The organism is Microbacterium sp. R1 (assembly GCF_015159725.1).
Classification (GTDB): Bacteria; Actinomycetota; Actinomycetes; order Actinomycetales; family Microbacteriaceae; genus Microbacterium; species Microbacterium oxydans.
Map to the genome: position 1 here is coordinate 68,405 of NZ_JADDUD010000004.1, position 14,531 is coordinate 82,935.

Consider the following 14,531-nt stretch of genomic DNA (forward strand, 5'->3'; position numbering starts at 1 on the left):
GTGAGCACTGTCACCGAGAACGGGCGGATGCCGCAGGCCACCCCTGCGGCATCCGCCCCGCCCCTGCGCAAGGAGGCGCTCTGGCGCCGCCGTGATCGGCGGTGGGGGTACGTCTTCGTCGGCCCGCAGCTGATCGGCATGGGCCTGTTCGTCGTCCTGCCGTTCGCCGCCAGCCTGGTGCTGGCGTTCGCCGACTGGGACGGTCTGTCCGACCTCACGTGGGTGGGGTTCGCGAACTTCGCCGACCAGTTGACGGATCCGCTGCTGTGGCGAGCGATCATCAACACGCTCATCATCGCGATCGTCACGGTCCCCATCGGTCTCGGCCTCTCGGTGATCGTCGCGGTCGCGCTCGAGAAGCTCAAGACGCGCACGCTCTACCTGATCCTGTTCTTCGCGCCCGTGGTGACCTCGACGGTTGCCGTGGCGATGATCTGGCAGCAGATGTTCCGCTCCGACGGCCTGCTCTCCACGACGATCTCGAAGGTCTTCGGGGTCACCCCGCCCGACTGGCTGCAGGATCCGAAGCTCGCCCTCCTCGCCGTCTGCATCGTCACGATCTGGTCGTCGATGGGCCTGAACGTCGTGATCTTCCTCGCCGGGCTGCAGAACATCTCGCCCTCGGTGATCGAGGCCGCGCGCATCGACGGCGCCGGTCCCTGGCGGTTGTTCACCAGCATCCGTCTGCCGCTGCTCTCGCCGATCGTGTTCTTCTCGTCGGTCGTCGCGTTCATCTCCTCCCTGCAGACATTCGACACGGTCTACGTGCTCGTGCAGGACGCGGGCCCCGACAACGCGACCCGCACGATCGTCTACCACATCTTCGATCTGGGCTTCGGGCGGTTCGAGTTCGGTCCGTCCAGTGCCGCGAGCATCATCCTGCTCGTGCTGACCCTCGTCATCACCGCGGTGCAGTTCGGCGCGCAGAAGAAGTTCGTCCACTACGAGGATGACCCCGCATGAGCATCCAGACGCCTCCCCTCACCGGCCCCGCTCCGGCGACCGACTCCACCGTCGCGATCACCGCGCCCGGCTACCGTTCGCGTGGCCATGGTGGTCCTGCCGCCGATCGCGCGCGCCGCCGGCTCGGGTCGACCGCGTTGCACGTCGTGCTCGTCATCGCCGGGATCGCGATGGTGTTCCCGTTCATCTGGATGCTGCTGACCTCGTTCAAGACGCTGCCGCAGCTGCTGAAGAACCCCCTGCAGTTCCTGCCAGACCCCTGGACCTTCGACAACTACACCGAGGCGTGGAACGCGGTGCCGTTCGGACAGGCCTACCTGAACAGCGGCTACATCGCGATCCTCGTGGTGGTGGGCACCCTGCTCACGGCCTCGATGGCCGGCTACGCGTTCGCGCGCATCCGATTCCGCGGCAGCAAGGTGCTCTTCATTGTCTTCCTGGCGACGCAGATGATCCCGAAGCAGGTGACGCTGATCCCGTTCTACCTGCTGATGTCGAACCTCGGCTGGGTCGACTCGCATCTCGCGCTGATCGTGCCGGGGATCATGGCGAACCCGTTCGCGGTGTTCCTGATGCGTCAGTTCGTGCTGGCGCTGCCGCGCGAACTCGAAGAGGCGGCCATCGTCGACGGCGCCGGCCGCTGGCGCATCTTCTGGAGCGTCGTGCTCCCGAACCTCAAGCCCGGTCTCGCAGCCCTCAGCATCATCGTGGCGCTCGACGTGTGGAATGCCTTCCTGTTCCCGCTGGTGCTGCTGAACTCGCCCGACCTGTTCACGGTGCCGCTGCTGCTGAACGCGTTCGAGAGCCAGCAGGGGTCGGTCAACTACGGACTCGTGATGGCGGCCTCCGCGATCGCCACCGTGCCGATGCTGATCGTGTTCGTGATCGGCCAGCGCAAGATCCTCAACAGCATGGCCGCGTCGGGTCTCGGAGGACGATGATGACGGATGCCGCAGCGCTCGCCGGGCGTCACCTCGACCTCGTCACCGCCCCCTTCACGCTGCCCCGCTCGCGGGTGCTCGTGTTTCGCGCGGAACACGGGGAGGGCGTGCGCGTGCACACCTCGGAGTACGAGAGGCGGCTGTCGGAGTGCCGGGTGCTGGACGCGCTCGTTGTGGTGGATGCCGCGGGAGCGGTGCTTCCGGTGACCGACGTGCACCCGGCGCGGGTGACGTTCGGTGATGCGGCGGCGACGCTGACGTTCGCCGACCCGTCGACGCTGAGCCTCGGGGGAGAACCCGGGTTGCGGGTGCGGTTGCGGCGACCGGACGGGCGTGTGGATGAGCATCCGCTCGGTGACGGGCTTCGACTCCGCATCGATGCCGATCGTGCCGTCGTCGTCGAGCCCGGCGACCATGCTGCCGCGCTCGCCGCGACGGAGGAGATCTGGGCCGACTGGTTCGCGAAGTGCCCGACCGTCCGCGACGACCTGCAGGAGATGACCGCGTTCTGCTGGTGGGTGCTCGGGGCGAACGTCGTCGAGCTGCCCTCTCTCGGCGACGCCAGGGCGATCGTCCCGTCGAAGATCGGATATGTCGGCCTGTGGCAGTGGGATGCGTACTTCATCGCCGTCGGGTTGCGACACGGCGACCCGGAGCTCGCGCGCGAACAGCTCGACCTCGCCTTCCGGTTCGCCCAGTCAGACGGGCAGCTGCCCGACGTGGTGCACGAGCTCGGGGTGCTGGCCACCAGCGATGACCTGCCCGAGAGTGACCGCGCCAACCTGCGTCGCGCCGGCTCGCAGATCGCCGATCCGAGTGCCCCGGTGCCGCTGACGAAGCCGCCGCTCGCCGCCTGGGCGCTGCGCAAGGTGCTCGAGGCCGAGGACGCCCCCGACTACGCGAGGACGCAGCTGGCGCGCATCGCCCGCTCGCAGGACTGGTGGTTCGCGGGAAGCGACCTCGACCACGACGGGATGCCCGAGTACGGTCACCCGTACTCCTCCGGCCTCGACGACAGCCCGATCTTCGACGGTCCGTTGCCGACCGCGGCCCCCGACCTCGGGGCGTACCTCGTGCGCCAGGATCGGGAACTCGCGTCGCTGCTGGAGAGGTACGAGCCGGATGCCGACGTGTCGCGGTACCGGGAGCGGGCTGTCGCCACGCAGGAGCTGCTGCTGCGCATGTGGGATCCCGAGCGTGCTCGCTTCCTCGCGTTCGGCGGAGGGGAGGTGCAGCTCAGCGACACCGTCGTCGGGTTGATGCCGCTGCTCACGGGCACGCTGCCGACGTCGATCGCCGAGGCGTTGCGCGCAGCCGTCGACGACCCCGAACGCTTCCGCCTGCCCTGGGGTCTGCCCACGGTCGCGGCCTCTGACCCGGACTTCTCGGACGAGCGCATGTGGCGTGGCCCGGTGTGGGTCAACACGAGCACGCTCATCGCGGAAGGGCTCGAGGCTTCGGGCTACGCCGATCGGGCGCGGGAGCTGCGGGAGCAGACCGTGGCGCTCGTGATCCACGGCGGTGGTCCGCACGAGTACTTCAACCCGCGCACAGGTCAGAAGGCGCGCACGGCCACCACCGCGTTCGGCTGGTCGGCTGCGCTCTTCATCGACCTCGCCGTGCAGCTCAGCTGAGCGCCTTCGGCGTCGTTCCGCCACGCCGGGGCCTGGTTAGCTGTTGTGATGCACGAACCGCGCACGATCACGCTCGAAGACCCGCGCTCGCCGGAAGGTCGAGGGATCCTGGAGTCCTTCTTCGCGGAAGTCATCGGGCGGTACTGGGATCGGCCGGCCACGGCGGCGGAGGTGGAGCAGGAGATGGAGAGCGACCCGAGCGACGACCTCCGGGATGACACCGGGTTCCTGCTCGTCGTTCGAGACGGCGCGCAGGCGGTCGGCTGCGGAGGCGTTCGATTCGTCGGACCGGGAGCAGGCGAGATCACGCGGGTGTACATCGCCCCCGCCGCGCGCGGGCGTGGTGTCGGCCGCTCCCTGATCCGCGAACTCGAATCGATGAGTGCCGAGCGCGGCCTGCACACTCTCCGGCTGACCGTGCGCCGCGACCTCGCCGAGGCACACCGGCTCTACCAGCGACTCGGATATGAACCGGTCGCGCCCTTCTCCGACTCGCCCTACGCCCACCACCAGTTGGCGAAGAAGCTGGATGCGCCGTCCCCGTCGGGAGATCGATGACGGGCTCCCGTCATCGGGAGCGGGGTGCCCCGGGGGTGCTAACCGGAGGAGTGGACCGCGTGCAACAGTCCGACGCGCATCGACGTGCCGTCGGAGGACTGCAGCACGGTGAAGAGCGTGCGGGTGCACGTGCGGCACCGCACGATGGCGGCGTGACGATCGAGCTCGACCACGGTCTCGGCGAGGGGCGCGAGCGCGCCGCAACCGCCGCAGGTGCCGACCAGCGCGGTGACGTCGGCGCCGAAGAGGTCCCAGAGCATGCCGGCGATCGCGTTTCCGTCGACGGTCTGTGCGGGGGCGGCAGCATCCATCACTTTCCTCCGAATCGTTCGGTGCGCACACGTTCCGGCGCATGCCCGAGGCCGACCAGCAGGTCGGCCACATGTTCGACGAACCCGGTCGGCCCGCACACGAAGACCAGGGGAGCGCGTTCCGCTGGCCAGGTGGCATCTCGGAGCACCTCTTCGGTGACGCGCCCGACAGCGCCCGCCCATCCGTCAGGACCAGAACGGGTGAACGCCCATCGCACATCCGCGGCGGCCCCTGCGGGTGCTGCCTCGAGCTCACTGCGGTAGAGGGCTTCGTGCGGAGCCCTCACCGAGTAGAGCAACCTCACCGAGTCGGTCGCCCCTGCGGCCTGAGCCGCCCGCACCATCGACATCAGCGGCACGATGCCGGATCCGCCGGCGATGAGCTGCACAGGGCCGGGAGTCTCCGGACGCCACACGAAGTATCTCCCCAGTGGGCCCTTCACCTCGAGCTCATCGCCGACGCGGACGTCCCGCACCAGGTACGGGGAGACCTCCCCGTCGGGGATCTCGTCGACCGCGAGTTCGATCGTCTCGCTGTCGCCGAAAGAGGCGAGCGAGTAGGAGCGGACCGCCTGGTAGCCGTCTTCGGCGGTGAGCCGGATATCGACGTGCTGTCCTGGATCGCTCCCCGGCCAGCCCGGCACGCTGAGTCGGATCGTGCGGGCCGAATCGGTCTCCGCGTGCGCGCCCGTCACCCGCGCCTCACGCCAGCCGCCGACCGTCACCAATAGCGTTCCTCCGTCCACGGATCGCCGTGCATGTTGTAGCCGTTCTGCTCCCAGAAGCCCGGGGCGTCCTCCTCCATCAGGGTGAGTGCCCTGAGCCACTTCGCGCTCTTCCAGAAATAGAGGTGCGGCACGATCAGCCGAGCGGGGCCGCCGTGCTCCGGGGCGAGCGGCTCACCCTCGAACTCGAATGCGATCCAAGACTGCCCGCCCAGCAGATCGTCGAGGGGGATGTTCGTCGTGTATCCGCCGTAGGAATGGGCCATCGCGAAGGAGGCGGCGGTGTCGATCCCCTCGAAGAGCGTGTCGAGAGAGACTCCGCGCCAGGAGGTGCCGAGCTTCGACCATCGCGTCACGCAGTGGATATCGGTGTGCACGTCTTCGATGGGCAGCTCGTGCAGTTGATCCCACGTCCAGGAGACGACCTCGCCGGCCTCGTTGCAGATGCCGAAGCTCCACTCCGACATGTGGATGTTCGGTGTCGGCCCGGCGGAGAGCACGGGGAAGTCCTCGGTGAGGTACTGCCCTGGCGGGAGTTCCGGGGTGCTCTCCCTGCGTCGAGCACCGAAACCTCGGGAAATCACGGCCATGATCTTGCTCCTGTCGGTGGATGCGACCCTGCGCGTCAGGCGTAGTGGTTCAGACGGTACTCCGCGGAGGGTGCCCAGGGCGAGGAAGAGTCGCGTCCGGACGGGAACAGAAGGACGTGCGGGTGGAGCAGGACTACGCCGTGAAGTAAGAGCTCGTGGCGTTGTCGAGGATGCGCTGCATGCCGTGCATCCAGTTGAGCTTGAGCGCTTCGACCGCCCCAGGGATATCGCCGTCGGCGAGGTGCCGGGCGATCTCGGCGTGCTCGGCAGCGACGCGTTCGACCTTGACGTCTTCGGGCACGAGGAGCGACTCGTAGCGGTGGAACGAGCTGCGCACGTTGTCGATGACGGCGAGCAGGCGGGCATTCGGGCAGGCCGACAGCATCATGCTGTGCCACTCGTCGTCTTTGGTGATGACGAGCTGATGCTCGACGAGCTCGTCGGCGAAGGCGTCGGCCATCTCCTTGAGCTGCGCGCCGATGCGACGCAGCTCGTCGGGCGGACTCAGCTCGAGTGCGAGGCTCTCGAGGGCCGCCATCACAGGGGCGAGGTCGCGGAACTCCGAGGCGCTGAGCGGGACGAAGCGGAAGCCCTTGCCGTTCTCGCTCTCGATCTGTCCTTCGGATTCGAGGGCGATGAGCGCCTCGCGGAGCGGGGTGCGGCTGACGCCGAGCTCGGTGGCGAGCTGCACCTCATTGATGCCCTCGCCGGGCTGCACGAGTCCGGCGCGCATGCGGGTCAGCAGCTCCTGCCGAACCTGCGAGCGCAGGTTCTTGCGTTCGATCGCCATGCATCCCCTCTTCTGCCGCCTGCCCGTCAGCCTATGGGTTGACGGGCCTCTGACGACGTCTTAGTGTGTGTATACAGAATACAGCCGATCCCGGATTTGCACCAGTGCCCGGCCGGGATCAGCCGGTGATGACTCAGAGAGGAGACTTCGTGCCCGCACCCGGTGGCGACCAGCCCACCCGACGCGTCCGCCTCGACGCCCTCGCCTACGGCGGCGACTACAACCCCGACCAGTGGTCGGAAGCGACCTGGCACGAAGACATCCGTCTGATGCGTGAAGCCGGCGTGAACATGGTGAGCCTGCCGATCTTCAGCTGGCCGCAGCTGGAGCCGGAGCCCGGCATCTTCGACTGGGCCTGGCTCGACCGCATCATCGACCTGCTGTGGGAAGCGGGCATCGCGATCGACCTCGCCACCGCCACCGCGACCCCGCCGTCGTGGCTGCTGCGCGCGCACCCCGAGATGGCGCCGTGGGACGCGGACGGCCACCGGCTCGAGTTCGGATCCCGCCAGACGTACTGTCCCTCATCCCCGATCTGGCGCGAGAACGTCGCCCGTATGGCCAGAGCCATGGCCGAGCGCTACGGCGAGCACCCCGGGCTCGCGATGTGGCACATCTCGAACGAATACGGCGACCACACCTCGCGCTGCTGGTGCCCCGAGTCGGCCCGTCACTTCCGCCGCTGGCTGCGGGACCGCTACGGCGACCTCGACGGCCTGAACGAGGCCTGGGGCGTGAACGTGTGGGGTCAGCGCTACACCTCGTGGGAGCACATCGAGACGCCGAAGAAGGCTCCGGGCCCGGTCAACCCCACCAAGCTGCTCGACTTCGAGCGCTTCTCGTCGGATGCGCTGCTGGAGCTGTTCCAGGTGGAGATCGACGTGCTGCGCGAGGTCACACCCGACATCGCGGTGACCACGAACTTCATGAGCATGTTCCGCGATCTGAACTATTGGGACTTCGCCGCCGTCGAAGACGTCGTGACCGATGACGCCTACCCCGAGCCGGCCGACCCGACCTCGCACGTCGGCGCCGCGCTCAACTACGGGCTGATGCGCTCGCTCAAGGACGGGCAGCCGTGGCTGCTGCTGGAGTCGTCCGCGAGCGCCACGAGCTGGCGCGACGTGAACGTGCCCAAGGCTCCTGGCAAGATCCGCGTCGAGAGCCTGCAGGCCGTCGCCCACGGCTCCGACGCCGTGATGTTCTTCCAGTGGCGTCAGGCGAAGTACGGCCAGGAGAAGTTCCACTCCTCGATGCTCGGCCACAGAGGCGAGCGTTCGCGCAGCTTCCAGGAGACCAAGGCGCTGGGCAATGAGCTCAAGAAGCTCGAGCCGGTGCGTGGGACCCGCGTGCGCTCGCGTGTCGCCCTCGTCGTGGACTGGGACTCGTGGTGGGGCACCGGCGCTGCGGAATCGCTGCCCTCGCAGCGGTTGCAGTGGGCACAGCAGGCCCGCGCCTGGCACCGGGCGCTGTACACGCTCGGCCAGCCGGTGGATGCGGTGCGTGCGACGGGACCGTTCGACCGCTACGACGTGGTCGTGGTGCCGAACCTCTACATCGTGGAGCAGCCGCAGGCCGAGGCGCTGCAGGCGTTCGTCGAACGCGGAGGGCACCTCGTGGTCGGGCCGTTCTCGGGAGTGGTGGATGCCACCGAGAAGGTGCACGACGGCGGAGCGCCAGGACTGCTGCGCGACCTGCTCGGCATCGAGGTCGACGAGCAGTGGCCGATCGCCGACGGGCTGACCGAGAGCATCGACTTCGCGGGCGAGCTCCTGACGGTGCCCTCCTGGAGCGAATGGCTCGAAGCGGATGACGACGTCGAGGCGCGTGCCACGTATGCGAGTGGTGAGCTCGACGGCCTGCCGGCGGTGACCCGTCGCGCGGCGGGGGAAGGGTCGGCCTGGTACGTCAGTGCGATGTTCGAACCGGACGGTCTGCTCACGGTGTTCCGCGACGTGCTGCGCACTGCCGGCCTTCCCGCTCGCGAGCGGACGGACGTCGACGTCGAAGTCGTCACCCGAGCAGACGACGCCACCGACTACACGTTCTATCTGAATCACGGGCGCTCGCCCGTCGCGTTCGAGATCCCGTCGCCGGGCGTTGACCTGCTCACCGGCGTGCGTCATGCGGGCCGTCTGGAGCTCGAACGCTTCGGCGTGGCGGTGCTCGCCGCTCCCCGCGCCGACACCCTCTCTCTTGCCACCCTGACCCCGCCTTCGGGCGCTGATGATGTGAAGGAGGACGCATGACCACTCCGTTCGTGCATCCGTACATCCCCAACACCGCCCCCGAGTCGAGGGCGGCGATGCTCGCGGCCGTCGGCGCCGCGTCGGTCGACGAGTTCTACGCCGATGTGCCGGAGACGCTGCGACTCGGCCGGGCGCTCGACCTGCCGGCACCGTTCGCGGCCGAGCAGGACCTCGCCCGTCACGTGCGCGGACTGCTCGCCAGGAACCGCTCGACAGAGGAACGGCTGAGCTTCCTCGGCGCGGGCACCTACAACCACTACGTGCCCGCCGTGGTGGATGAGGTCATCGGCCGCAGCGAGTTCCTGACCGCCTACGCCGGCGAACCCTACGAGGACCACGGCCGCTTCCAGGCCCTGTTCCAGTACCAGTCGCTGATGGCGGAGCTGTTGGAGATGGACGTCGTGAACGTGCCGGTCTACGACGGTTACCAGGCGACGGCGACCGGTCTCACCATGTCGGGGCGTCTCACCGGCCGCGGGCGCGTGCTGGTGGTCAGCGACGTGCTGCCGGCGAAGCTCGCGAAGGTGCACGACTACGTGCGGGCCCACCTGACGCTCGAGCACGTGCCGCCCGTGAACGGCACGGCGGACGTGGAGGGGATCAGGACCGCACTCGGCGACGATGTCGCCGCCGTGTGGGTCGAGACGCCCAGTGCCACCGGCGCAGTGGAGGCGGCGCTGCAGGAGATCGCGGATGCCGCGCACGCTGCCGGCGCCGTGCTCGTGGTCGGCACCGATCCCATCGGCTACGGGGTGCTCACCCCGCCCTCGGTCTCCGGTGCCGACATCGTCACCGGAGACATCCAGTCCCTCGGCCTGCATCAGTGGTTCGGCGGAGCCCACGGTGGCTTCATCGCCGTGCACGACGACCCCGCTTTCGTGATGGAGATGCCCTCGCGCCTGTTCGGGCTCGCCACCACCGACGTGCCCGGCGAGTACGGCTTCGGCGACGTGGCCTACGACCGCACCTCGTTCGCACACCGCGAGGAGGGGAAGGAATGGGTCGGCACGGCCGCGGCCCTGTGGGGCATCGCCGCCGGTGTCTACCTGGCCCTCATGGGTCCCACCGGCATGGCAGAGCTCGGCGAGGTGCTGCTCGCCCGCACCCGGTACGCGCAGCAGGCGCTCGCCGCCGTTCCCGGTGTCTCTCTCGATGACGACGCCGTGCATCTCCGCGAATTCACGGTGACCCTTCCAGTACCAGCGGCGGAGGTCGTCACGGCGCTCCGCGCCCGGGGTATCGAACCCGGCGTGGTCGTGGGCGAGCACCGCCTGCTCGTCTGCGTCACCGAACTGGTCTCCCAATCCGACATCGACGTCCTGGCCGGCGCGCTCGCCGCAGTCGTCGCCCCCGAACTCGCAGAGGAGCAGAAGTGAGCCTCCCCGTCGCGCCCAAGCCGGCGCTCCGCCGATTCCAGCAGGCCCGCTGGGACGAGCCGATCATCTTCGAGCTGACCACACCAGGTGAACGCGGCGTGCTGGTGTCGCAGGTCGAGCCGGGCGTGCGCGAGGTGGTGGGCGATGTGGTCGCCGCGCTGCCGGACTCCCTGCGTCGCCCGTCTCGTCCCGCGCTGCCCGAGATGGGGCAGATGCGCGTGCTCAAGCACTACCTGCGTCTGTCGCAGGAGAACCTCGGTGCCGATTTCAACGTCGACATCGGACAGGGCACCTGCACCATGAAGTACGCCCCGAAGATCAACGACCAGCTCGCGAACACCCCGCAGCTCACCGCGATGCATCCGCACCAGGATCCGGCCGATGCGCAGGGCGTGCTCGAGATCGTCTGGCAGTTGGAACGGGTGCTCGCCGAGATCTCCGGCATGGACGAGGTGTCGCTGCACACGCAGGGCGGCTCGGCGGCGATCTGGTCGAACATCGCCATGATCCGGGCCTTCCATGAGGCGAACGGCGAAGGCGAGCAGCGCCGCGAGGTCATCACCACGATCTTCAGCCACCCCTCGAACGCGGCCGCGGCGAAGGCGGCAGGCTATGAGGTCATCACGGTCTACCCCGACGCCGAGGGCTATCCGTCGCTCGACGCGTTGAAGGCCGCCCTGTCGCCCCGCACCGCGGCGATCATGGTCACGAACCCGGAGGACACCGGCATCTACAATCCGGCGATCCGGGAGTGGGTCGACGCCGCGCACGCGGTCGGAGCCCTCGCCTCGTACGACCAGGCCAACGCGAACGGCATCCTCGGGGTCACGCGCGCCCGCGACGCCGGCTTCGACGTGTGCCACTTCAACCTGCACAAGACCTTCGGCACCCCGCACGGCTCCGGTGGACCCGGCTCTGGCGCGAACGCCGTGAGCGCGGCGCTCGCCCCGTTCCTGCCGGGACCGCGCGTGGTGCGGGCGGATGACGGGACCTTCGGGGTGGTGGAGGCCGGAGAGCTGTCGATCGGCGCGGTCGGCCCGTTCTTCGGCGTCATCCCCGCGCTCGTGAAGGCCTACTCCTGGATCATGGCACTGGGGGCTCCGGGGCTGCTCGCCGCCGCGGAGACCGCCGTGCTGAACAACAACTACCTGATGGCTCGTGTGCTCGCGATCCCCGGGGCCTCGGCGCCGTACGCCACCGGACGCCGCCGCATCGAGCAGGTGCGCTACTCGTGGGAGGAGCTGTACCAGGAGACCGGCATCTCGTCGGAGGAGATCGGCGTGCGGATGTCCGACTTCGGGATGCACTACTGGACGAGTCACCACCCCTACGTGGTGCCGCAGCCGTTCACGCTGGAGCCCACCGAGTCGTACTCCATGGCGGAGCTCGATGAGTATGCGGCGACCCTCGCCGAGGTGGCACGTGAGGCGCGGGAGACCCCCGAGGTGGTGCGCACCGCCCCGCACAACCAGACCGTGCACCACACGCACCATGACGATCTGGACGACCCGGAGCGGTGGGCGATCACCTGGCGCGCATACCAGCGGAAGTACGCGGTGGAGCTGGCCGCACTGGCGGACTGACCGCGATGCTCGGACTCGTCGTCAACCCTGTCGCCGGAGTCGGAGGGCCCGCGGGGCTCGCCGGCTCCGACGGTGCGGACGTGCAGCGCCTCGCCCTCGCGCGCGGCGCCCGTTCGCGCGTGCAGGAACGGGCGGTCCTCGCCCTGACGACGCTCGCCGAACGGCATCCGGGACTCGTGGTCGCGACGGTGCCCGGTGCCATGGGCGCCGATGCGGTGCGCGCCGCAGGTCTCGTGCCGTGCGTCGTCGGGGCCGGCTCGAGCGATGCGGGCTCGATCGATGCGGGCTCGCGCGGGGCGGGTGTGACCGAGGTGACGCAGGCGGCGGATACCTCGCGTGCGATCGCAGCGTTGGCCGCGGCGGGGGTCGATCTGATCCTCGTCGTGGGAGGCGACGGCACCCTTCGCGACGCGGTCACGGGGCTCGGCGCCGTGGCACGTCCGTCGGGTGAAAAGCCCGATGGCGGAAGGTGCGACGACGGATCCGCGCTCGACGCCGAAAGCTGTCGAGAGGTGCACGGTCTGCCGGCCGTGCTCGGAGTTCCGGCAGGCGTGAAGATGTACTCGCCCGTGTTCGCGGTCAGTCCGCGGGCGGCGGGATCGATCGCCGCGGACTGGATCGAGCACGACGGACTCCCGACCGAGGAGCGTGAGGTGCTCGACATCGACGAGGCCGCGATGCGGCGCGCCCGCGTCGACCCCACGCTGTACGGAATGCTCCGGGTGCCGCATCGTGCGGGCCGCACTCAGGCACGCAAGGCGCCGACGCCGGTCACCGAGGCGGCTGCGGTCGAAGCTGCGGCCCGCGGGGCTGTCTCCCGCATGCGACCGGGCGTGCGCTATCTGCTCGGCCCCGGCGGTACGACCGCGGAGATCGCTCGGCAGCTCGGCGTCGAAGGATCGCCACTCGGCGTCGACGTCGTTCTCGACGGTGCCGTCCTCGTCCACGGTGCGAGTGAGCAGGAGCTGCTCGCCCAGATCGCCGAGGGCCCGGCGCGGGCCGTCGTCACCGTGATCGGCGGGCAGGGGTTCCTGCTCGGGCGCGGCAACCAACAGCTCTCGGCACCCGTTCTTCGTGCGCTCGGCGACGACCCGCTCCTCGTCGTCGCCCCCGAGCAGAAGCTCATCGACCTGCAGGGTCGGCCGCTCCTCGTCGACACCGGCGACCCGGAACTCGATGCGAGACTCGCCGGGCATGTCCGCATCATCACCGGCGTCGGCACCACGAGTCTCTATGCCGTGACCGCACCCGAACTCTCCCTCACCTGACACATCCCGACCCCGACAGACCCGTCTGCACGTACCCGAAAGGACACCCCATGCGTCTCGAGAACAAAAAGGCCATCGTCACCGGAGGTGCCGGCGGCATCGGTCGCGCCACGTCACTCGCACTCGCTGCCGAGGGCGCGGCGGTCGCCGTCGTCGACCTGAACACGGAGGCGGCCGAAGCCGTCGCGGAGGAGATCCGTGCGGCCGGTGGCATGGCCATCGCGATCGCGGCGGATGTGGCGAGCGAGTCCGACATCGAACGGGTGATCGCCACGTCGGTGGCCGAACTCGGCGGAGTGAACGTCGTCTTCAACAACGCCGGGATCATCCGTCGCACCACCGCCGTCGAGACGACCGTCGAGGAGTGGGACCGCGTCTTCGGCGTGAACGTGCGCTCGATCTTCCTGATGTGCAAGCACATCGTTCCGGTCATGGAGGCTGCGGGTGGAGGCTCGATCATCAACACCGGGTCGGGCTGGGGCCTCAAGGGCGGTGGCCAGGCCATCTCCTACTGCGCCTCGAAGGGCGCGGTCGTGAACATGACGCGCGCGCTCGCGATCGACCACGGTCCCGCCGGCATCCGCGTGAACTCGGTCAACCCCGGCGATGTGAACACCGGGATGCTGCGGGAGGAAGCGCGTCAGCTGGCGCAGGACACCAACGCGTTCCTCGCCGAAGCCGCCGATCGCCCGCTGCGCCGCATGGGCGAGCCGAGCGAGGTCGCACAGGCGGTCGTCTGGCTGGCGAGCGACGACTCCTCGTACGTCACCGGCTCGGCCCTCGTCGTGGACGGCGGCGGGATCGCCTAGCCCTGTCCGTCGGCCTTCATCTGGATCAGCTGGATCAGGTTGCCGCACGTGTCGTCGAGAACCGCGACCCAGGCGGCACCGATGTCGGTCGGCGGCTGGGTGAACACGACGCCGAGCCCGGTCAGGCGTGCGTGTTCGGCGGCGAGGCCGTCGACGGCGAACTGCGCGAGTGGGATGCCGTCTTCGACGAGCGCGTCGCGGTAGGGCTTGACCGCGGGGTGCTCCGAAGGCTCGAGCAGGAGCTCGGGTCCGCCGGGCGCTTCGGGCGAGGTCACCGTGAGCCAGGCGGCATCGCCGAGGGGGATGTCATGGTGCTTCGTGAAGCCGAGCACGTCGGTGTAGAAGGAGAGGGCCTTGCGCTGGTCATCGACGAAGATGCTGGTCAGTTCGATTCTCATGGGGTGCTCCGTGTGGTCGGCCACCGCTCGGCGATGCGGGCGATGGGTTCCGGATGGAAGAAGTGGAACTTGGAACGGCCTTGTCGTTCCGTGGAGATCAGTCCGGCGGATTCGAGTACCGCGAGGTGCTGGGAGACCGCCTGCCGGGTCAGCGTCACACCGTGCTGCATCGTCAACGTCGAGCAGATCTCGAAGAGCGTCTGTCCGTCCCGCCGCGACAGCTCATCGAGGATGAGTCGCCTCGTCTCGTCGTCGAGCGCGTGGAACAGATCGGCCATGGGATCACGATAGGCAAGTGGATGCTTGCATATCAAGCCTGTCCCAGGACACTCGCGT

At 68.9% G+C, this 14,531-nt stretch carries 15 protein-coding genes; 9 read left to right on the forward strand and 6 right to left on the reverse strand.

The features are described 5' to 3' along the window. The 4 genes from ILP86_RS15700 to ILP86_RS15715 are packed head-to-tail and all read left to right on the forward strand — an operon-like array spanning window position 1 to window position 4,096. Complete coding sequence (locus ILP86_RS15700; RefSeq protein ID WP_061015403.1) at window positions 1–963, forward strand: carbohydrate ABC transporter permease; 963 nt, start codon at window positions 1–3, stop codon at window positions 961–963. Next, window positions 960–1,904: a carbohydrate ABC transporter permease gene (locus tag ILP86_RS15705; protein ID WP_193762402.1), complete on the forward strand. Its 945-nt coding sequence runs from the start codon at window positions 960–962 to the stop codon at window positions 1,902–1,904. Before ILP86_RS15700 ends, ILP86_RS15705 begins: the two co-directional genes overlap by 4 nt. Continuing rightward, window positions 1,904–3,538 (forward strand): amylo-alpha-1,6-glucosidase, encoded by a 1,635-nt coding sequence (locus ILP86_RS15710; RefSeq protein WP_193762403.1) that lies wholly within the window; start codon window positions 1,904–1,906, stop codon window positions 3,536–3,538. Before ILP86_RS15705 ends, ILP86_RS15710 begins: the two co-directional genes overlap by 1 nt. 48 nt (window positions 3,539–3,586) lie before the next feature. Further along, window positions 3,587–4,096 (forward strand): GNAT family N-acetyltransferase, encoded by a 510-nt coding sequence (locus ILP86_RS15715; RefSeq protein WP_113680296.1) that lies wholly within the window; start codon window positions 3,587–3,589, stop codon window positions 4,094–4,096. Between the two features lie 38 nt (window positions 4,097–4,134). On the opposite strand, the gene ILP86_RS15720 is transcribed toward ILP86_RS15715, so the two are convergent. The 4 genes from ILP86_RS15720 to ILP86_RS15735 all read right to left on the reverse strand — a co-directional run bounded on the left by ILP86_RS15720 (window position 4,135) and on the right by ILP86_RS15735 (window position 6,512). Then, window positions 4,135–4,407 carry a DUF6510 family protein gene (locus ILP86_RS15720; RefSeq protein WP_113680297.1) on the reverse strand — a complete coding sequence of 91 codons (273 nt, stop codon included), beginning with the start codon at window positions 4,405–4,407 and terminating at the stop codon, window positions 4,135–4,137. Continuing rightward, window positions 4,407–5,132, reverse strand: coding sequence for a ferredoxin reductase (locus tag ILP86_RS15725; RefSeq protein ID WP_193762404.1), 726 nt, complete (start codon window positions 5,130–5,132; stop codon window positions 4,407–4,409). The genes ILP86_RS15720 and ILP86_RS15725 overlap by 1 nt, the downstream gene beginning before the upstream one ends. Then, the gene (locus tag ILP86_RS15730) at window positions 5,129–5,722 is read right to left on the reverse strand and encodes a sulfite oxidase-like oxidoreductase (protein ID WP_193762405.1); all 594 of its coding nucleotides are present in this window, start codon (window positions 5,720–5,722) and stop codon (window positions 5,129–5,131) included. Before ILP86_RS15730 ends, ILP86_RS15725 begins: the two co-directional genes overlap by 4 nt. 133 nt (window positions 5,723–5,855) lie before the next feature. After that, a complete protein-coding gene (locus ILP86_RS15735; RefSeq protein WP_061015407.1) occupies window positions 5,856–6,512 on the reverse strand; it encodes a GntR family transcriptional regulator in 657 nt (218 codons plus the stop codon). A 149-nt stretch (window positions 6,513–6,661) separates the two neighbouring features. On the opposite strand from ILP86_RS15735, the gene ILP86_RS15740 reads away from it, so the two are divergent. From ILP86_RS15740 to ILP86_RS15760, 5 genes are read left to right on the forward strand one after another with little or no spacing between them, the layout of a single operon-like run. Further along, the gene (locus tag ILP86_RS15740; protein WP_193762406.1) at window positions 6,662–8,761 is read left to right on the forward strand and encodes a beta-galactosidase; all 2,100 of its coding nucleotides are present in this window, start codon (window positions 6,662–6,664) and stop codon (window positions 8,759–8,761) included. Then, complete coding sequence (gene gcvPA, locus ILP86_RS15745; protein ID WP_193762407.1) at window positions 8,758–10,137, forward strand: aminomethyl-transferring glycine dehydrogenase subunit GcvPA; 1,380 nt, start codon at window positions 8,758–8,760, stop codon at window positions 10,135–10,137. Before ILP86_RS15740 ends, gcvPA begins: the two co-directional genes overlap by 4 nt. Then, window positions 10,134–11,720, forward strand: a complete 1,587-nt coding sequence (gene gcvPB, locus ILP86_RS15750) for an aminomethyl-transferring glycine dehydrogenase subunit GcvPB (protein WP_061018660.1) — start codon at window positions 10,134–10,136, stop codon at window positions 11,718–11,720. Before gcvPA ends, gcvPB begins: the two co-directional genes overlap by 4 nt. A 5-nt stretch (window positions 11,721–11,725) precedes the next feature. Beyond that, entirely contained in the window at window positions 11,726–12,988 is a 1,263-nt protein-coding gene (locus tag ILP86_RS15755) for an ATP-NAD kinase family protein (protein ID WP_179516282.1), read from the forward strand. Between the two features lie 50 nt (window positions 12,989–13,038). Continuing rightward, window positions 13,039–13,797 (forward strand): SDR family NAD(P)-dependent oxidoreductase, encoded by a 759-nt coding sequence (locus ILP86_RS15760; protein WP_046746910.1) that lies wholly within the window; start codon window positions 13,039–13,041, stop codon window positions 13,795–13,797. Here the strand turns inward: ILP86_RS15760 and ILP86_RS15765 are convergent. Together ILP86_RS15765 and ILP86_RS15770 are read right to left on the reverse strand one after the other, a co-directional pair. Continuing rightward, on the reverse strand, window positions 13,794–14,195 hold the full coding sequence (locus ILP86_RS15765; RefSeq protein WP_113681689.1) for a VOC family protein: 402 nt from the start codon (window positions 14,193–14,195) through the stop codon (window positions 13,794–13,796). The two genes, ILP86_RS15760 and ILP86_RS15765, sit on opposite strands and share 4 nt — an antisense overlap. Continuing rightward, window positions 14,192–14,473, reverse strand: a complete 282-nt coding sequence (locus ILP86_RS15770) for a helix-turn-helix transcriptional regulator (protein ID WP_171010931.1) — start codon at window positions 14,471–14,473, stop codon at window positions 14,192–14,194. The genes ILP86_RS15765 and ILP86_RS15770 overlap by 4 nt, the downstream gene beginning before the upstream one ends. Between the last annotated feature and the right edge of the window lie 58 nt (window positions 14,474–14,531).